Origin of the sequence: Desulfamplus magnetovallimortis, assembly GCF_900170035.1 — a bacterium.
Lineage (GTDB): Bacteria > Desulfobacterota > Desulfobacteria > Desulfobacterales > Desulfobacteraceae > Desulfamplus > Desulfamplus magnetovallimortis.
In genome coordinates this window covers 189,803-209,707 of the sequence record NZ_LT828547.1, presented here as the reverse complement: position 1 = coordinate 209,707, position 19,905 = coordinate 189,803, and the positions used below count along the sequence as shown (strand labels likewise).

General features: G+C 41.3%; 11 protein-coding genes. 5 read left to right on the top strand and 6 right to left on the bottom strand.

Annotated elements, in window-relative coordinates:
- Nucleotides 1-19 precede the first annotated feature (19 nt).
- Both MTBBW1_RS14925 and MTBBW1_RS14920 read right to left on the bottom strand, forming a co-directional pair.
- Nucleotides 20-1,180, bottom strand: coding sequence for a tetratricopeptide repeat protein (locus MTBBW1_RS14925; protein ID WP_139786781.1), 1,161 nt, complete (start codon nt 1,178-1,180; stop codon nt 20-22).
- Nucleotides 1,177-2,985, bottom strand: coding sequence for a site-2 protease family protein (locus MTBBW1_RS14920; RefSeq protein ID WP_080804554.1), 1,809 nt, complete (start codon nt 2,983-2,985; stop codon nt 1,177-1,179). Before MTBBW1_RS14920 ends, MTBBW1_RS14925 begins: the two co-directional genes overlap by 4 nt.
- 329 nt (nt 2,986-3,314) lie before the next feature.
- Here MTBBW1_RS14920 and pruA point away from each other — a divergent pair, with 329 nt between their 5' ends.
- Nucleotides 3,315-4,946, top strand: a complete 1,632-nt coding sequence (gene pruA, locus MTBBW1_RS14915; RefSeq protein WP_080804553.1) for an L-glutamate gamma-semialdehyde dehydrogenase — start codon at nt 3,315-3,317, stop codon at nt 4,944-4,946.
- 309 nt (nt 4,947-5,255) lie between these two features.
- Here the strand turns inward: pruA and MTBBW1_RS14910 are convergent, their stop codons facing one another.
- The 3 genes from MTBBW1_RS14910 to MTBBW1_RS14900 are packed head-to-tail and all read right to left on the bottom strand — an operon-like array spanning nt 5,256 to nt 10,381.
- Entirely contained in the window at nt 5,256-6,068 is an 813-nt protein-coding gene (locus tag MTBBW1_RS14910) for a CoA-transferase subunit beta (protein WP_342743907.1), read from the bottom strand.
- Between the two features lie 26 nt (nt 6,069-6,094).
- Nucleotides 6,095-7,072, bottom strand: coding sequence for a CoA transferase subunit A (locus tag MTBBW1_RS14905; RefSeq protein ID WP_080804552.1), 978 nt, complete (start codon nt 7,070-7,072; stop codon nt 6,095-6,097).
- 27 nt (nt 7,073-7,099) lie between these two features.
- Nucleotides 7,100-10,381: a LamG-like jellyroll fold domain-containing protein gene (locus tag MTBBW1_RS14900; protein ID WP_080804551.1), complete on the bottom strand. Its 3,282-nt coding sequence runs from the start codon at nt 10,379-10,381 to the stop codon at nt 7,100-7,102.
- Between the two features lie 387 nt (nt 10,382-10,768).
- Between MTBBW1_RS14900 and MTBBW1_RS29600 the strand changes: the two genes are divergently transcribed.
- Complete coding sequence (locus tag MTBBW1_RS29600) at nt 10,769-11,749, top strand: hypothetical protein (protein ID WP_245809404.1); 981 nt, start codon at nt 10,769-10,771, stop codon at nt 11,747-11,749.
- A gap of 335 nt (nt 11,750-12,084) precedes the next feature.
- On the opposite strand, the gene MTBBW1_RS30210 is transcribed toward MTBBW1_RS29600, so the two are convergent.
- On the bottom strand, nt 12,085-14,940 hold the full coding sequence (locus tag MTBBW1_RS30210) for a methyl-accepting chemotaxis protein (protein ID WP_186441340.1): 2,856 nt from the start codon (nt 14,938-14,940) through the stop codon (nt 12,085-12,087).
- A 730-nt stretch (nt 14,941-15,670) separates the two neighbouring features.
- Here MTBBW1_RS30210 and MTBBW1_RS14885 point away from each other — a divergent pair.
- The 3 genes from MTBBW1_RS14885 to MTBBW1_RS28425 all read left to right on the top strand — a co-directional run.
- Nucleotides 15,671-16,138 (top strand): pyridoxamine 5'-phosphate oxidase family protein, encoded by a 468-nt coding sequence (locus MTBBW1_RS14885; protein ID WP_080804549.1) that lies wholly within the window; start codon nt 15,671-15,673, stop codon nt 16,136-16,138.
- Entirely contained in the window at nt 16,128-17,201 is a 1,074-nt protein-coding gene (locus MTBBW1_RS14880) for an acyltransferase family protein (protein ID WP_080804548.1), read from the top strand. The genes MTBBW1_RS14885 and MTBBW1_RS14880 overlap by 11 nt, the downstream gene beginning before the upstream one ends.
- An 80-nt stretch (nt 17,202-17,281) precedes the next feature.
- The coding region (locus tag MTBBW1_RS28425; RefSeq protein WP_222424070.1) for a ligand-binding sensor domain-containing protein at nt 17,282-19,905 on the top strand (2,624 nt) is incomplete at its 3' end.

The following is a 19,905-nucleotide window of genomic DNA, read 5'->3' as shown; positions in this document are numbered from 1 at the left end:
TCATCACCAAACATGATAATCAAAGTGTATTTTCACTGTAGAGCTGAAGTTTATCTGCAACAAATGAAAACTCATCCCTTGCAATCATTTCTCCCATTTTTAAATACCACTCCTTTGACAGAGGATATTGTTCTGAAAAAGAACTCTCTGTTCCATCTAAAGCATCGTCTTCATTATTATTTTTGAAATTAATGTAACTTGACAAAGATGCCCACTCATATTCATTTTCAACCTCTTTAACATACTCTTTAATTTCATTTAACTTTTTTTCTGAAACCTGAATGCCCCTTTTTTCGTTCATAAGTATCCTTGCAAGTGCAAGTTCAACCTTGTCTGCGCCATTAACAGGCATCACCCTCTCAAGATGAAAAAGAGCCTTGTCAGTATCAGAATTCATCAGAAGCTGGGTTGCAATGTAATTGAGGTCATTCTGAATTCTACCTCCCTGATATATGGAGACATCTTGATTTGATATCCATGATATAGTTTTGTCAAGAGCCTTCTCTTTCCTGTTATTCCTGATATAAAAATTTATAAGTTTAATCTGGACATCTCTTTTCTGGTAAACGTTAAGGCTCTCCCTATTGGAATCCATTGCAGCAATCAGGTGTTTTTCAGCAAGATCAAGGTAATCATTGAGGTCTTTAACATAAATTTTGCTTTTCTCTTCATAAAGATGACTGCGTGCAATATTGATTATTGAAAAGATATCATCGGATAAATCAAGCAAATTGGCAGTTTCAACTGCTTCATCAAGCCAGGCTGACCGATCATCAAATTTTTCCGAACTTATCCCGGCAAGCTCAACCCTCACCCACAGCCCCTGCTCAAGGTTTCTGTTTTTTCTGTCAAAAGAGTCCATGGCCTTTTTCAGATACTTTGCCCTGCACCCTTCTTCTTCATAGCTTTTGCAAGCATTACTGTAACTTCGACAGATATTACTCATGCCCTGGTAGAACTCGCCTTGGAGTTCCGGTTGCAACTCTTGGTTTTCAACCATAATTTTAAGCTCTTGCCAGTAACGGTTGCCATCATCTGGTTTTTCACAGGATAAGCGGGATGCGAGCATCATTGCCTGACGAATCTTTGATGGCACATCTTTTTCACGATCATAAAGGTCAGCAACCTCCTCAATGGAGTGAGATGAAACCGGATCAAAATTGCCGGTCATTATTTTCAAGAGATTAACAGCATCACCACGAAACTCAGAAGGCATGAAAAAAGCGGAGGCAACACAATAATTGATATCCAGATTATAAAAATTGATATAGAACTGACAAACCCCGCATTTGCATGCTGCACCCTGTATGAGAGAGAATCAAGTAACTGCCACTGTTTCTGTGGTATTAGCTTGTTCCATGCCTTATGGCTGTTCAATATTTTAATAAGTTCCCTGACTCCCTTACCGGATTTATGGGCGTTGTGTTTAAAAAGATGTTTAAGGAAAATCCTCTCTTTCAAAATATTGGGCAGGCTGATCAGGAGGATTGCAGCAAGAACCATTGCAACATGTTCGTTCCAGTAGAGCCATGCAGATATAAACGCAGCAATACTGACAAGGTTTAGAATGAGTTGAAAGCCCGGAAGACGATTAAATAGTGCAAGGTTGACAATTCTGCCTCCATCCATCGGTATAAAAGGAAGCAGATTTATCAGATTCAGGGTTAACGATAAAATTGCCAGGTCGAATAACCATGAATCAAACCCCGTAATTCCACTGCATAGAAGAGCAACCGCAGCTATATATCCGGGGGCAGGCCCAAAAAGAAGGATAAGTGCCTCCTGCCATGCACTGATTTTATCTTTTCTGCCGGTTGCAAGGGCTCCCATAAAGGGAATAAAAAGCACTTTGAGATCTTTGTATCCAAACAACCACATTCCAAGAAGGTGGCCTCCTTCATGGATGAAAAGAACCAGAAGAAGCATCCATAGAAAATCCCATGAAAATGAAAGACCAAAGGCAAAACTAAAAAATAGCACAGTGACAAGCAGTATAATGGTTTTGGAGAGCCAGGTTCTGCTGTTGCTTTGTTGAATTTTTTTGTAAGTCTGATAGGAGACATACTGACTTTCAGAAGGATCAGATACCTGAACGCTTGGTTTTACTTCCTTTGCTTTGCGGGAAAGCAGTGTGCCCTGAATAACCCTGTTGCGATTCCATATATGCAGGCAAAGCTTTGCCGGAAGGTGATATACGCCTTCACTGCTCTGTTTCAGGATACCTGTTTCCACAAGCCCTTGAAAAAAAACAGATTCATGAGCCTTTAAAGCTTCATCCTGTTTCATATCATAAAAACGATTATCATGATCTGCTTCATGGATGGAGTTTTTCTCAACATAGGTGGAGTTTTTCTCATCATCATAGCTTGAGTATTTTTTTTCGTCTCCATTGTTAACACAGCTTTTCAGATTCTCATTTTTCTCGCTTTTCAAAAGTTTTTTATGGAATTCCCATTGCTCTTCAGGAAAAGGAGTCACTGCATCATGGAGATCGTAATCTTTAGGAGGAGCAGTTTTGTTAAATTCTGATCCGTTTAAGGTAACTTTATAGCATGGATGAAATTTTCCCTTGGATATCGGAGTATGAACAGAGCTTAAAGCATGGGCATTTTCATCTGCAACATCGACCATGCAGGGAGTTACAAGTGACATCCTCCACTCAAATACCGGATGTTTCATGGGTTCAACATAAATGAGAACCGAGGTATTTGTCTCCCTGTGCAGGTACAAAGCTCCATACATACCCCAGGGTTGACCATGAATCACCGGGGGACGGGTAACATATGCCTGAAATTCAAAACCATACTTCTTTGCAAATTCATATCCCTGGCTTAAAACAGCACACTGTTCAGGGGGAATATCATCCTTTGAAATTGCAGTTATATCTCCTTTCAAAAGCCTCATGGATGACATTTTATATATAATTATTACAGGAACAGATCCCAGCAAAGTAGTAAGCACAGCAGCAATATAAATCCAGTCCATTCTTAATCCCTCCCAAAAACAATTATTACAAATAGCATACAGCAGTCATGAAAATTATTCAACTCCAATATGAAAATTATGAATTTTACTTATATCAAATCATCCTGTTATATTATTATTCAAATTCAAGAGTCGTAAGTTCTCAAAAAGGTCAACTTCTAAAAAATTGCTAAACCGTTATGCCAGTAGAGATAAGGCAGGATTATATATCATGAACATCCTGTTTATCCTGATTCAGACAAATGCACTATCGGCTGAAAAAGCAATAAGATGTCGATTTTGAGTAAAACATATACCTAAAACAAAATACATACCAAAGGAGGCTATTCATGTCCAATGCCATCTTCAATCTTATGCAGCCAAAAAATGAAATGATGCTGACTTATCTTCCGGGAAGCAGAGAAAAACAGAGTCTTAAAAATAAAATCACCGAAATGAAATCAAGTGTAATTGATATCCCCCTGATCATTGACGGCAAGGAGATACGAACCGGCAAAACCGGTCAATGTGTTATTCCGCATAATCACGGACATCTTCTTGCCAATTATCACATGGCAGGGCCAGAAGAGATGGAGATGGCAATTGAAAGTGCCCTGAAAGCCAAGGTAAAATGGCAGGAAACGCCCTGGGAGCACAGAGTTGCTGTATTCATGAAAGCCGCCGAACTGATATCAGGCCCCTGGCGAGATACCCTTAATGCCGCCACCATGCTTGGTCAGAGCAAAACAGTACATGAAGCAGATGCCGACTCTGCATGTGAGCTTATGGATTTTTTCCGCTTCAACTCCTTTTTTGTCCGCCAGCTCATGGAAGAACAGCCAAACGGATTTGATGGTGTTTTTAACCGTATGGAGCATCGCCCCCTTGAAGGTTTTGTCTTTGCTGTCACTCCATTCAACTTTACTGCAATAGCAGGCAATCTGCCCTCAACTCCTGCAATGGCAGGCAATACTTCTGTATGGAAACCAGCTTCAAGTGCCATTTATTCCAACTATTTTGTAATGAAACTTCTGCAGGAATCAGGGTTGCCTGACGGAGTTATCAACTTTGTCCCGGGCACTGGAAGTATAATCGGCCCCATGGCAATGGAACATGAAATGCTTGCAGGCATCCACTTTACAGGCTCCACTGCCACCTTCAACAGAATGTGGCGCACCATTGCCGGCAACCTTGAAAAATACAGAAGCTATCCCAGAATTGTGGGGGAGACAGGTGGTAAGGATTTTCTTTTTGCACACAGTTCCGCAGATGTGGAACCCATGGTACATGCAATCATAGGAGGGGGATTCTCATATCAGGGACAAAAATGCTCGGCAACTTCAAGGGTATATATTCCGGAAAGCATCTGGCCTGAAACCAAAAATCTTCTTCTGGAGCAGTTGGCAGATCTGAAAGTTGGGGATGTGGAAGATTTTACAAATTACATGGGGGCTGTAATAGACCGGAACTCCTTTGACAATATAAAAAGTTACATTGATCATGCACGGGAATCATCTGAAGCCGAGATCATTTCCGGTGGAAGTTATGACGATTCAAAAGGATTCTTTGTTGATCCCACGGTAATTGTCACAACAAATCCAAAATTCAAGACAATGGAAGAGGAGATTTTTGGCCCTGTCGTAACCATCTATGTGTATAAAGATGCAGATTATGAGGAAGCTCTTGATCTTTGTGAATCCACATCTGAATATGCATTGACAGGTGGAATTTTTGCACAGGATAGAAAAGCCATAATTGAGATGGAAAAGAAGCTTTGCTACTCTGCAGGTAACCTTTACATCAACGATAAGACCACAGGAGCATATGTGGGACTTCAGCCGTTTGGAGGCGCAAGGGCCTCCGGAACCAACGAAAAGGTTGGCAGCAAGCAGAATGTCTCCCGCTGGATGATTCCAAGAACCATCAAGGAGTGTTTTAATCCTACAAGGGATTATCGCCTGCCATTTATGCAGGAATCCTGATTACATACTTTGGGGACAGTTGCAAATCTGTCCCCGTTCATAAAAGGAAAAGGGGTAGGTTCTAATATCGGCCAATGTTAATTTTTACCGTGGAAATAGATACATTATTTCCATGATCGGGGGTGGCCGGACTCCGGCCATGGCGGTTTACCGTGAAAATGGATACAAATTTTAATATTCGGGGGTGGCTGAGTCACAGCCATGTCCGTTTATCCTGGTTATCTTGATTAAGACAAATGGCCTAAATTAGAACCAACCCCAAGGAAAAGTTATTTCGTGATCACTTCTCAGGAAACAGAGTCAGAAATTTCAGAGGATCAACCTCTGATGATCACACTTTTCCCTTAAAAGCCAAAGCTCCTCTTCTGTGGGAGGCGTGGCCTCGGTTGCACGGGAGATATCAACTTTAAACTCCATCTTTTCCAGAATATCAACAGGCGACACTCCAGGATAAAAGGCTGAAAGATACATCTCTTTTGTTATATCATCAAAACGCATAACAGCAAGATTTGTGATAAGCATGACAGGCCCGCCATCAGGAAGTCCTGCCCTTTTTCTGCCACCAGGGCCGTCAAGATATCCCGGGCTTGTAAGATAATCCAGCCTGTTTACAAATTTTCGTTTTTCATGCTGCATGAATATAATACTTCTTGGCACAAATGACGCAACATCGCAACCGCCACCACTTCCTGAAAAACGTATGGAAGGAGAATTGTAATCCCCGATTACAGTGGAGTTTAGATTGCCAAATTTATCCACCTGTGCGGCCCCGAGAATACCTATTACATGCTTTCCCGTCACTTTGTTCTGCATTGTTGCAAAGGCATCAAGAAGGCCACCATTGGCAGATGTCTGATACATTACCCTTGAATCCCCCACAGCAAGGGGGATCTCTTCAAGCCTTGAGTCAATGGCTCCTGTCTCAAAAAAAATTACACTTTCCGGTGCATTAATATTTTTGGCAGCCATGGCAGCAAGCATGGAAATACCTGTTCCACAGAAAACTATATCACTGTTTCTGATCTCCCTTGCTGCCATAATGGTCATCATCTCTTTTAATGTGTAATCCATATCTATTGTCTCACAATGGATAGTTATTTTCTCCACATGGAGTTTTTGCATGAACCAAGCTTAACCAAGATTTTAAATCACCTTCTGTCAAGGTTTTTAGCATATCCGGTTTCAGGGTCAGCCGATATCCGTGACATCTGTTCTTGCCCTATCTTTTTGATAAGCTCTGCATGATCTGGACACCCGTAAATCATGCTATCAAGGTATTTGCCATAGCTTATATCATCCTTTGCTTTTTCAGCATAATCCTTAAGATAACGTGGATCATAGTCATAATATTTATAACAAGCTGTAGGGTAAGCTCCATAGGGAAGATGAACAACAGCATCAATATGGATAAAAGGAATCTGATTCTGGTGGGAATCCCTCTTCAAAACTTCGTTATCACAAAGCTCTTCGCATGTAACAATAACATGTTCTGCCGATTTTGCCTGTTCAACATCTGCAAATGTCAATCCCTGAATACGGCAGTTACCCCGTCTGTCTGCCTGTTGAACATGAATTATTGTTACATCAGGATTAATTGCCGGAACAAGAACCACCTTTTCAACATCACACCAGCCTTTGAATGGGTTATCCATCTCAACAAGTTTGCTGTCCGGCAACTTTGGTGAATCGCCTCTCATCTTGTGTGAAAAGCCCCATTTATTAATAATATCTGTGCCAAGTGATGACCTTGTGGGAAGAAAAGGAATGCCCATGGAACCAGCAAGAAAACGAAGTGTCATCTGGTAATTTGTATAATCCTCCACAGTGACAAGATTCTCCTGAACAGCTTTCCTGAAACGAATACAGGTTGCAGCAAATTTTCCGCTTCCACCATAGGCAATTTCAAGGTTTGAGATAGAGCCCCCGCCTATAAGTTCATCAACCCCCTGACCGTTTGAGTGGGCATAAAGATGAATATTTTTGACCCTCTGGCGTATGATTTCATATACGGCTGCCATGGGATTTCTGTTGATGGTAAATCCGCCAATCGAAATATGGCAACCATCCTTTATATATGTTTTAACAGCGGTTGCAAGGTCTGTTACCTTGTCCTGTTTCAGGTTCATTTCACTCCTTAAATATGAAAAAGAGTCTCACATACACTCAGGGCAAACGTCCTCTACTTGGATGTTGTCTCCAATGTACAGTTCGATATCATCAAAATACAAACTGAGGCTGTCTATCTCTGGATCATCCCATTTATTATAAAGTCCTGTTTTAAAATGAAGAAAATCGTCTTCGGCAGGATCATAGGAATCGGGAAGGGTTTTCACATTGTAAGCAGACGCTAACAATTCACCATCTTTCCACACTCGCCAAAAACCATTGTCTGATTGTGTCCAGAAGATCTCATAGGTGAATGACATCCACTCACCGATATTGATCCTGAAAGGCACAATTTCCTCATCAGGAACAGCTCTGTATCTAAAATTATAGACATAAGGGTCATCTTCATCTGCTTTTTTTAGATCATTAAAAATCCCCCCGCCATAAGCTATAGTATCATCAGTCTCGCCGGACTGTCCAGGAGAGGGATACTTCCCGACCCCGGGATGAATTTGATTAAAACTCATCCAGTTCCATACAATATCCTCTATCTCAACTATTGCATCATCGGTAAATAAAAGTTTCCATCTCATGATATGATGCTGATCTGTTACCAGTCCATCGGCTGCTGTCAACACATACTCGGATTTATCGCAATCCGTGGAATCCGGAGGCGGAAGTGATGGAAATGTATGAGAGACGCCAACATAGTCAGAGGTGTTGAAGCCTGATTTGACGGGATTTTCCACAACCTCGGAATAGGCATTTCCATTGTTTCCCCAGACAGCCCAGAAGTTTGAGAACTTGACCGGTTCGAGTCTATTCTGTTCAAAATCTGCCAGAGAATAAGCACCAAGCTTGACAGCTCGCACAGCACCTTCCAGTTCCGACATCTGAGCAATTTCCACATCTGTAAGCGCCCTGTCATAAATCCTGATATCATCCATATACCCTTTGAAAAAGTATGCAACATCTTTTGAATCGGCTCCAAATCGGAGGCTATAGGTGCCCTCTGGTGTTGTCGGATGGTATTCACATTCGGTCTCCCCCACTAAAATGCCATTCACATACTGTTTAAGGTTTTTTCCATCATATGTGATTGTGTGCAAATACCAAATGATATCATCCAGTTCATCCTGGGCTACATAAGAGATATCATCCCAGGAGTAGGCATAAAAATCTGTTCGAAACATTCCATATTCCCACCAGTATGCCAAACTATAACCACCTGCACTGCCATAACCATACGACACTAATGGAACAGAACTCCTCTCTTGATTTTCATCCGGTTTAACCCAAAGCGATAGTGACCATCCGTCACTATCCACGTTTACAACAGAATCATCAGACTCAACCGTTATGTAGCTTTCTCCGTCAAAATAGTAAGCTGAATCTACATTTCCATGTCTGTCTTCCGCTGTTGCAGCACCTGTTACAACGCCGTGGTGTTTATTTCCACTGATATCATTTGCATTCCCATCAAAAGGCATATGAAGGATTAATCCACTTCCACCTTCATCAATGGCACTCTCAATAGCTCCAATATCAGGTGCAGAACCTTCATAGCCATCGTTTACACCAGGAATCAAAAAGCCGGCATCAATGCCAGGGCTTCCTTGCAGCAAGCTGAAATCAAGACCCAAAGGATCAGAAAACATTGAATTTGCAGGTGATGGGCTATTTGTATCCCATCCGGTTTCTGTCTGATACTGACTCCACTCATCAAAATTGTATGAGCCATATGGATTATCAAAGAGACGCTGGGTCTGATCATCCTGATAATAAAGATTATAGTCCATTCCCAAAACTTCTGTATCACTTCCTGAAATAAGAATATTCCGGCAAAGGTAATTGCCTCTTTCAACGGTTCCATGAACAATGTTGTTGTAAAATTCGAGATTTTCATTGCTTCCCGAGATGGAAACAATGGAACGGTATCCAGAACCACCTGCCCTGTCATTCATGCCATAAATTGTGTTGTGATATATCTGAGCATTATCAACACCACTGACAATAAGTCCTTTCTGCTTTGGATAGCTGATTATATTATTGAATATTTTAAAATCAGTAAAAGTTGCAGCCTCGGAATTAAGGTAAATTCCCATGCTTGTCCAGTCATTGGGAGTGTTGGTGGGGTCATCATCAGGATCGTCGTAAATAAGGTTGCCAATAAATGAGAAATTTCTGAAGGTATCGTTGAAATAGACTCCATTATAGCTTGAGCCACCTGATATGTCGAAACCGTTTGTATGGTAGCCATTGTGAAGAGTGTTATTCTTAAATGTCACATTTTCAAAAACAAGATCATGATTATGGCGACCATTGTCAACATATACATTGTAGGATATATTTCTGCGGCCGCTGTCATGTATATCATTGTTTTCAACCAGCATATCTGAATGCCATATCTGAAGCCCCATTGCACTTGCAGCACCTCTGACACCAATATAGGCAATATGGCAATTTTTTATCACAAGCCCTTTTACCTCGTAATCCATTGGCCAGCCGTCATCGTAACCTGCCTTGATGTTATACATAAGTTCGAGGCCATCCACAATAATATACTCCTGTGGCGGAGATGTTGCCATACGGATTGAAGCATCCCTTTGCGGCACCTCTATAAAAGAATACCTGGTTGAAGGGTTCTGCTCACAATATACATAGATATAACCATCTTTCCAGCACCAGTCATACTCATCCGTGAGTGACGAAAAATTTGTTCCGCAGGTATTGGCATAGGAAATGCTCTGCATGGTTCCCCAGGTTGTTGAGCCATCTGGTTCACCAAAAAAGAGACTTGCAGGGTGGGAACCATACCCTGGAGACATTGGAATATCAAGGGTGTTTTCGGAGCGCCATACATTAGAAGCAAGAGATTCTGCAACCCAGCCATATGCTCTTTCTGATCCCAGAATTCGGGGTTTTGCTCCTGAACCATAAGCCCCATAGGTTATATAGGCATCTTGTGTGCCAGATTCTGAGATGTAAACTGTTTCCCGCCAGGTATCACCCCGCCTGAAAAGAACGGCATCTCCAGGCTCAAAGGTCTGACTGTTGACATGATTTATGGTTCGCCAGGCTTTTTCAGGGGATAGTCCGTCAAATGAGTCATCTCCATTGTTTGCAACATAAAAAACTCTTCCTGCAGAACAGGCATTGGGGCAGGGGCCGCCGCAATCCACACCAGTCTCTCCCTGATTTTGAATACCGTCTGTACATGTAGGTTCCGGAAGAAGTGAACTGATCTCAGCAATCCTTATACCTGAAGGGGCATTAATGCCGGAAGCAATCAAAGGATTAAGAAACGCTGCAATGATGATAAAAAACAACCAGACCGAAAGATATTTTTTTTTCTGGTTATAACGGATTTAGGGGGTGTGCATTTTCTTTAGCTTTTTTTTGAAATTTTATTATAATTCTCGTGTAAGCATCAACCATTTTACGTGAGGTTTGTAATGCAAAAAAATCGAGAAAACAGAACCATATGTGTCCCTTTTGTTTCTGATAACTACAACACAAATATCAAAGATCCTTCAGCTTTCAGAAAAGAACTTGATCATAACATCAAAGCTTATCCTGAGCTGTTTCCTGCTGGTATTGAGTTTGGGTATGAACTGAAGGATATTCATTTCTCTGAGAAACTGTCAATTTTTATTCGCAGGATAAAAGTTTCCGGCCTCAGTTATACCATTCGCCCATCGTTTGTAATGCCTTACATGGCAGGCATGGTTGATGACGTGGAAAATGGCTTATTCTTGCGTAAATTTGATGTTCCTTTTTGGGCACTATCCCACGTATTTGGTAAAAATCCAATGTATTGGTATCGATTAGAACAATCCCTTGGTCGAAATAATCTTGTTGGTACCACAGTAAGAAATATTGAAAGTATTCCGAAAGACCTTGGTGCTGATGAAAAACACTCATGGATCAAAGGTAAAAAGACCTATGTGGCAACTACTGTCGGCGGCAATTGTATCCTCGGCACGGCGATTGCTACGGATGCAGGAGAAAAGGCGTTGACCGGGGCTTATAACAATTTTAAGTATGAGGCACAGTGTTTGAACCCTGAGTATTCCCCTCGAACTGTTAATACCGACGGCTGGCAATGGACTCAAAACGCATGGACAACGCTTTTTCCCCATACCGTTTTGATTGCCTGTTTTCTTCATGTGTACATCAAGATCCGGGATCGATCCAAGAAAAAGTATAGAGTCCTTTTCAAGCAAGTAGCTGATAAAATGTGGAATTGCTACAATGCAGTCACAAAAGCTGCCTTTTCCCAACGAGTAAGACGTCTCCATGAATGGCTACTGAAGGAGGTTGACGTTCCGGAAGCCATTCTTAAACCCATTGAAAAATTACATACAAATGTAAAATGTTTTTCAATTGCCTATGATTTTGTTGGAGCATTGAGAACAAGCAATATGATAGATCGTCTTATGAAAAGGATGGATAGGCATCTTTTTACAACTCAATATTTCCATGGAAATTTAGTATCTGCAGAACTTAATATTCGAGGATGGGCACTCATCCATAATTTCGCACCGTCCAATCCTCTGACCGTCAAAAAATATGTTGGCCTGCAGAGCCCGGCAGAAATACTAAACGGACATCGCTATCATGATAGCTGGCTTCAAAATCTTTTGATTTCGGCTTCTCAAGGGGGTTTTTACAAGCAACCCCTAAATCCGTTATAACCAGTTTTTTTTAAAAACTCTGTGAAATTTCATATGCACTCCTTATTGAAAACATAAATAATTGAAAAAACAGTCAGTTACTCTAAAGAAACTGCATCACGCCCCGCCAACGAAGTTGTCGTTTACGTAAACAGTATTGACTATCTCCATCAGACATCCGCCAAAAGCGGCAATGGAGTAACTGACTTAAGGACAATCAGCAAATTATGTTCCATACAGAGTGCAAATCACACCCGACAGGCTATTACACAACGAAGAATATAAAAAATATTTGAGTGTAGCCTTTTTTGAATATCCGGCGTAAATTACTGCTATGAAACCCCACAGTAATGTAACTAAAAATCACTGAAATCTTCATCATCAAATGGAATCATCTGATCCGGCCTTATCTCCCCTGAATGACCAGATTTTTTATCGCTTGCAAAATTTTTCTTTTTTGTACCTGAGGCAATCTGACGTGCATTGCCGGATCTGTTTTTACCGGAAATACCATGCTGCCCTGTTCTTGAAGCTGTTTCACTACTGCTTCTGCCCTCTCGCACATAATAACCCCTGCCTCCGTCACTATTTCCACCCGTGCCACTGTTTTGCCCTGTGATGACTCCCACAAGCTGGCTGACAAAATCTTTAAGCTGCTCGGCCTGGGCATTTAGCTCTTCTGATGCTGATGCCGACTCCTCTGCATTTGCTGCATTCTGTTGTACCACCTTGTCCATTTCCGCAATGGCAATATTGACCTGGTCAATTCCGGTTGACTGCTCATTTGAAGCCTCTGCAATCTCGGCAACAAGACTTCCAACTTTTTCAGAACTTTCAGCAACATTCTGAAATGCGCGGTTTGTTTTGTCAACAATATCAGCACCATCGCTGACCTTTGCAACAGTGCTTTCAATCAACTGTGCTGTATTTTTTGCAGCATCTGCAGCCCTCATGGCAAGATTTCTTACTTCATCAGCCACAACTGCAAAGCCGGCTCCAGCTTCTCCTGCTCTTGCTGCTTCAACAGCGGCATTAAGGGCAAGAAGGTTTGTCTGAAAGGCTATTTCGTCGATTGTCTTGATAATCTTTGAGGTCTCTTCACTTGCAGTAGAGATCTCTGTCATGGAACGGGTAAGGGTTACCATTGAATCATTAGCCATCCTGACAACCTTGTTGGCTTCTGTCATAAGGTTATCGGCATTTTTGGCATTCAAAGCATTTTGACGTGTCATTGAAGATATCTCTTCCATGGATGATGATGTCTCTTCAATGGATGCAGCCTGTTGACTTGCACCTTCAGCAAGGGACTGGCTGGCCGAGGATACCTGTGTTGATGCCGCTGTAACCTGGTTTGCTCCGTCACTCACGCCTTCAATAATGAAATTGATTGGTTTTGTTATCGAACGTGTAATAAGCCATGCAATAAGGATAACAGACACAACAGTTATTGATGAAACAAGAACCATGAGCCATTTCATAGTATTTACAGCGGCAAAGGCTTCTGATTCATCAATTTCAGCAATAAGTGCCCATGAGAAATCTCCAAGATTGAGATGAGTATAGGCTGAAAGCACAGAATTGCCGTTGTAGTCAGTTATGATTTTTTGACCTTCTCCGCCGGAAAGTGCAATTCTTGATGCCTCTGTATCAACCTTTCCTGTGGAGGGATTTTGAAAGGAGGTCTTTACTGTATGGTGAACAGGCTCAAGAAAACTGTCTGACCGCATTAATTTGTCAGGCCCCACAAGATATGTCTCTCCTGTTTCTCCCATTCCTTCTCTGTGTTGCATGATTTTGTTTATGGCATCAAGTGAGAGTTGCAGTGCCACAACAATCTCAACATTGCCTTCGTGGATTACAGGCTGGGCAATAAAAGCACATGGTTCGTTATTGCTTGGGGCATATGGCGCAAAATCTGCAATTCCAAATTTTTTGCTTGCCATAACCTTTTTGAACAGTTTTCCAAGTCCTGAATCAGCATAGGGGCCATTCAAAAAATTTGACTGATAGTCAGTCTCTCTTGTAACTGTAAAAAAGCAGTAGCCATCAGGATTTAAAAGGAACATGTCATAATAGCCGTACAGCTCTGTGTATTTATTATAGAAAAAGGTTCCGTCCTCTTCTTTTGGAACAAAAGCCTCTGCAACATCCATTTCAGTTATGATTGCCCAGGTAATATCCATGATTGGAAGCGGCTCGTAACATGAAAGCACAGGATTACCATTATAGTCAATAATAACGTCCTGTCCTGAACTGCCGGAAAAGGCAATATTTACAGCTTTTGTATTAACGCTTCCCTTGGCTGGTCGGGCAAAGCTTGCCTTGACAGAGCGATGTTCAGGATCCAGGAACGAGTCGGAACGCATAAGCTTATCAGATCCAACAAGATATGATTCTCCCGTCTCTCCCATGCCCTGACGGGTGGTCATAACCCTGTTGATCTGATCAAGTGGAATCTGAAAGGCAATGACCCCAATCATCGCTCCATTGTCGTCATGAATGGGATAACCTGCAAACATTGCAGGTTCATTGTTGCTTGGTGCATAGGGCTCCATGTCAACAACAGCCTCTTTTCCTCTCTGAACAACTTTACGCCACAGGGCTGCAAGATTACTATCCTTGTATTTTCCATAGCCCAGATTTTCTCCAAGATCCCCCTCTTTTGCCACACTGTACATTACATGGCCGTGTTTTGCACAGATCATGAATACATCATAAACTCCGCTGCGCTCCTTGAAATTCTTCAGATTTTTGCCAAGACGATTCCAGATATCCTTGTATTCAGCAGTTGTCACATCATAATTTCCGGTTTCAGAAACAAACATGTCATTGTGATATTGGACAAGGCGGCTGTAGAGGGTATGGACATCCGCGCTCTTTGAAAAAATCTCCATTTGAAGAAAGAGGCTTTTAAAGTAGTCTGCTATCTGCTGTTTTTTAAGTGACTGAATACTTCCAAGTCTTATAAAAGCATCATTTCTCAAAGTGTTGACAGTCTCCATCAAAACGCCCATATCTCCCTGACGTTCATCAAAAAATTGCTGTATCTGGGATTTTTTTATATCCCGCATTCCTCTCAATTGTGCATAGGTTTGACTCGTAAGTGCATTATTGGAGTTGACAAATGATATTGTACCCATTACGGCAAGTGGAATTAAGCCCACGAGCATAAAAAAAAGGATAAGTTTTGCACCAAGACTCATTTTTTTCATAATTTTCCTCATCTGTGTTTATGGTTTATGTTAATTTAACTTCTTAGAACATTGATTTTTCAAGAGTCTTAAGCTCTCCGGAAAGGGTAACAGAAATGAAGCATGCTGCTTTTAGTAATAGATATTTCAAAAAAGAAGTTTGTATCCGGAAAGATTAAAAAAAGAAAGGATTCAGGGCATCATTTATTGGTATCAAAATTCGAAATTTTTTAAGTTATAACCCACTGATATTCTCAAAATCGACATCTTATTGCTTTTTCAGAAGTTATTGCAGTTGTCTGAACCAGGATAACCAGGATGGATAGGATGCTCAGGATAGCTAATCCTGCCTTATCTTTGTTAATCTTGGGAATCCTGATTCAGGCACTGTTGACAAGGTTTACAAGATCATAGGTGTCGACTTTAAGGAGATTATAAGTAGAGATTTTCACGCTAATATCAATTTTCAATGTAAGAGTATATCAAGTAATATTGACAGGGCAAGAGCAAATTGTATAAAAATGATTTTTTTTGCTGCCATGAGGTAAAATTTCTGTTAATAAAGCTCAGAAGTAAGGCTTTATTCATTTCCCGATTTACACTTTGCGGAAAATGTTGAGCCATGATTTAAGGATTAACATGATGACAAATCAGGATAATCCCTTAATCATGAAAATAATGGTTCATAATAATGTAACTCAACGAATGAAACATGCCAAAAAAACTATTTATAAATACTGGATGGATAAATATGCATAAACAGATGAGACGCAATGAGAGGAGTATTGACAGGGATTCTGCCATGTCAATAGTTGTTAACGGTGAATATGGAGTACTTTCAACAGTTGATTCCGAAAATCAGCCATACTGCGTCCCTCTTAATTATGTGGTTCTGGGAAATGATATCTTTTTTCACTGTGCACATAAAGGTCACAAAATAGACAATATCCTCTCCAACCCCATGGTATCGTTCTGTGTGGTTGGAAAGACAAAGGTTCTTCCTGAAAAATTTACCACAATTTATGAAAGCGCTATTGTCACAGGCAGAGCATCTATTGCAGATAATAAAGATAAAAAAAGAGGTCTTCAGGGGTTACTCCGGAAATATTGTCCCGACCACATGGAAAGCGGAGATGATTATATATCCAAAATGTTTGAAAAGACAACGGTTATACGGATTATCATAGAGGAGATTACAGGAAAATCCAATGACAGATGAGTCCAACACTGAACGATATGGAGCAATGGAAGGAGTCCGTGGTTATGCTGTCATCTTAGTGTTTTTCGTACATTTCATGCTGCCTGTTGTAAGAGATGTTCTCCATCATCCCAATATAACACTTGCAAATGCAGATACGCTTTTGCTTAAATTACTGTATCTTATTGGAAAATCACATTACGGGGTGGATATTTTTTTTATACTAAGTGGTTTTTTAATAGTTCGTTTAATTAAAAAAGAGACAAAATTCAAATATACTTCATTTATATTGTCTCGTTTCTTTCGGATTTATCCAGCATTCATAGTTGCACTTATTGTTGCTACCTATTTCTTCTCTTTTCATTTCAAATGGTTTGATTTTGATCTGAAAACTTTTTTTATGAACACTCTGTTAATTCATGGAGTAAAGGAATTTGGTGTTAAAAGTTATCATGTTGTCACATGGTCATTATTTTATGAATTTATATTTTATTTCACAGTGCCTGTTTTAATTTTTTTCATTTCCGGCGATTCCCTGAAAAATAAAATATTATTACTTCTGGCTTTAGGGTTCTTACTGATTCCAAGCTCATATATCAGATTTGAGGCTTTTTTCTTTGGTGCAATGATTGCTTCCTTTAATGATAATCAGCTTCAAAACTGGGCAAACAACAGAAATGATTTCAGCCTGATTGCAGGATATATAATTCTTGTTGGCAGTCAGATTTTTAATATTAACTTTTCAAACTGGTATATTTGTTTTTTAATTCTTATGAGTCTTTTATTTGTCAACATCTGTTTTGGGAAAGGCATTTTAAACAGTTTTTTTAATATTCGATATCTTCGTCAATTAGGTAATATTTCATATTCTTTTTACCTTTATCACACAATTGTCATTCCTATTGTTTTTACACATATTATCAAAAAATATTTGATTGACAGTGTACACCCCTTAATAACTACCATAGCAGCGTTTCTTTTAACCTTTTTCATCTCTGGGATTGTTGCTCTGTTATCATATCTTATTTTTGAAAAGCCATATTTTTTTTATAAGCAAAGCCGCAAGAGAAACAGCTTGAATTGAATAACTCATTATATACCCAACATTCTGACATTACTGGCAATATGCTATTAATTGCGAATATTTACACATAGAGAGGAATAATGAAACGGGTAACCCAATGGCATCATTTTTTATTTGTAAACCTCCACAATATGATTCATGTATTTTCATCCTTTGTTGTGAGTGTTGCCTCCCATAGGCGTTTATTTATAGAGCGTTACAACATGATTCATGAATCTTCATGCATTATTGCGGGTGTTGCATCCCTTGGGAGCTTATTAAAAAACCTTCATAAACTTCTGTTCTTAAATGACTTTGATGCTTCATTAAGCCTGTCAGAGAATAGAGTTTATAAGGGAACTCATTATAAAGGAACTCAGAAAAAAAAATTTTTCCTTGCTCTGCTCTTTTATATATGCATGATTATACCTATACGAGCCTGGGAGGCTAATGCCGCTTATTTTAAACAGATTGGCCCTGAACAGGGGTTGTCCCAGGTAACGGTGTTGTCGATATTCCAGGATCGTGAGGGCTTTGTCTGGTTCGGTACACAGGACGGTCTGAACCGTTATGACGGCTATGATATCAAAGTCTTCCGTTCCGACCCTGCCGACCCGGCCAGCGTCAGCAACGTATTGATCAATACCATCGTTCAGGATAAACAGGGGACACTGTGGATCGGAACACATGATGGTTTAAATGCCTTTGACAGCATAACACAGCAATTTGTAAAGTATCAGCATCAGGCAGACAACCCCTCCAGCCTCCGCCATAACGATATCCGTACCATTCTGGAAGATAGCCAGGGAAGGCTGTGGATAGGCACATTCGGCGGCGGCCTGCATCAATTTGATTTTGAAACCAATCAATTCATAGCCTTTCAGCATAATCCCGATGACCCGCACAGCCTTAGCAGCAACATGGTGACTGCCATATATGAAGATAGTCACCACACACTGTGGATCGGAACTGACGATGGCGGACTCAATTCATTTGACCCGCAGACCGGACGATTCATGGCCTACAGGCACCACCAGAATGATCCCCGGAGCCTTGCCAGTGATGCGGTGACCGCTCTGCTTGAGGATGAACAGGGCATATTATGGATAGGAACCCGAGACAGCGGCCTGGATGCCTTGGCACTGCCGGCCGGAAATACTCCAGCGTTTACGCACTACACTAATAATACAGAAACCCCATACAGCTTGAGCCATGATCATGTAAACAGCCTTGAAACCGACTCCAGGGGGAATCTTTGGGTGGGTACTGATCACGGCTTGAACCAGATGACCTCAAAAACCGGCTGTTTCAAACGCTACTACCATGACAACACTGATCCTCACAGCCTGAGTTTCAATCAGATCTTTACCATTTTTAAAGATGCCCAGGGACTTTTGTGGATTGGCACGCGTATGTGCGTAAATCTTTTTGATCCCAAAACTCTGGCCTTTGGCCATTGTAAACACCTTCCCCACGAACCAGGCAGCCTCAGCGGTAATATTACGACCTCATTCCTCGAAGATTCCCGTGGTGCGTTATGGGTGGGCACCTATGGTGACGGATTGAATATGCGCATCCCCGTAAATCCATCAACCAACAACCCAGCAACTTATGATCCAGCAACTTATGATCCAGCAACTTTTAATCCAGCAACCTTCCTTCACATTGCACATGTCCATGATGATCCCTTTAGTCTTGAAGATCTTTTTGCACTAAACGAGAAAGAATTTCCTCGCAATATTGGCGGAAATTTGGTCATGGCATTATTCGAGGATTCCAACGATTCACTTTGGATCGGCACAAGTACCGGACTTCACAGGATGGTTGCGGAGAGTGAGGGAGGAAATCGTCCACGCTTTGAGCACTATTTTCATGATGCCGATGATCCCGACAGCTTAAGCCCCTTTGAGGTGACCTCAATTACCGAAGATTCACAGGGAAATCTCTGGGTGGGTACCCTTGGCGGCGGGCTCAATATGCGTCTTCCAGGCGATGATGTCCGCTTCCGGAAATATCGGCATGATAAGAACGATCCCCACACTCTCAGTGATAATCGGATACGCTGCCTGTTTGAAGATTCTAAAGGGAATCTGTGGATAGGCACAGAAAACGGATTGAACCGCCTGCTGCCAGGCGACGATGCCCGGTTTGTCCGGTACATGAACGATGATGATGATGTAAACACCCTGAGCAAAAACTCAATCATAGATATCACAGAGGATCAGAATGGCAATCTCTGGATCGGCACATATGGCGGCGGACTCAACAGATTGAATCTGGAGAGAGAAGAATTTAGGGCCTATCGTGAACGGGACGGGCTTAGTAATGATGTGGTCTATGGGGTATTGGTGGATGATGCCGGTGATGTATGGACAAGCACAAACAAGGGTATCAACAGATTGCATCCAGATACCGGAGAATTTACGCAGTATGGCCCCGAAGACGGGGTACAGGCCGAAGAATTTGTAACAGGCGCTGCATGGAAGGATGCGTCCGGAAAATTGTATTTTGGCGGAGTCAACGGATACAATGCATTCTATCCCAATGACATTGCAGCAAACACCTTTCCACCACCTGTGTTGCTGACGGATTTTCTGCTGTTCAACAAATCAGTTTCATACGGTCCGTCAAAACGGCTGCCCCACCATATCAACGCCACCGATACCCTGACCCTGAGCTATAAGGAGTCAGTATTTGCGTTCCAATTTACGGCCTTGAATTTCCC

What these genes read in the sequence shown, in the direction of transcription:
- MTBBW1_RS14920 (WP_080804554.1), bottom strand. Translation starts at nt 2,985, where the DNA reads ATGGACTGGATTTATATTGCTGCTGTGCTTACTACTTTGCTGGGATCT.
- pruA (WP_080804553.1), top strand. Translation starts at nt 3,315, where the DNA reads ATGTCCAATGCCATCTTCAATCTTATGCAGCCAAAAAATGAAATGATG.
- MTBBW1_RS14910 (WP_342743907.1), bottom strand. Translation starts at nt 6,068, where the DNA reads ATGCAAAAACTCCATGTGGAGAAAATAACTATCCATTGTGAGACAATA.
- MTBBW1_RS14905 (WP_080804552.1), bottom strand. Translation starts at nt 7,072, where the DNA reads ATGAACCTGAAACAGGACAAGGTAACAGACCTTGCAACCGCTGTTAAA.
- MTBBW1_RS29600 (WP_245809404.1), top strand. Translation starts at nt 10,769, where the DNA reads ATGGCAGGCATGGTTGATGACGTGGAAAATGGCTTATTCTTGCGTAAA.
- MTBBW1_RS30210 (WP_186441340.1), bottom strand. Translation starts at nt 14,940, where the DNA reads ATGAAAAAAATGAGTCTTGGTGCAAAACTTATCCTTTTTTTTATGCTC.
- MTBBW1_RS14885 (WP_080804549.1), top strand. Translation starts at nt 15,671, where the DNA reads ATGCATAAACAGATGAGACGCAATGAGAGGAGTATTGACAGGGATTCT.
- MTBBW1_RS14880 (WP_080804548.1), top strand. Translation starts at nt 16,128, where the DNA reads ATGACAGATGAGTCCAACACTGAACGATATGGAGCAATGGAAGGAGTC.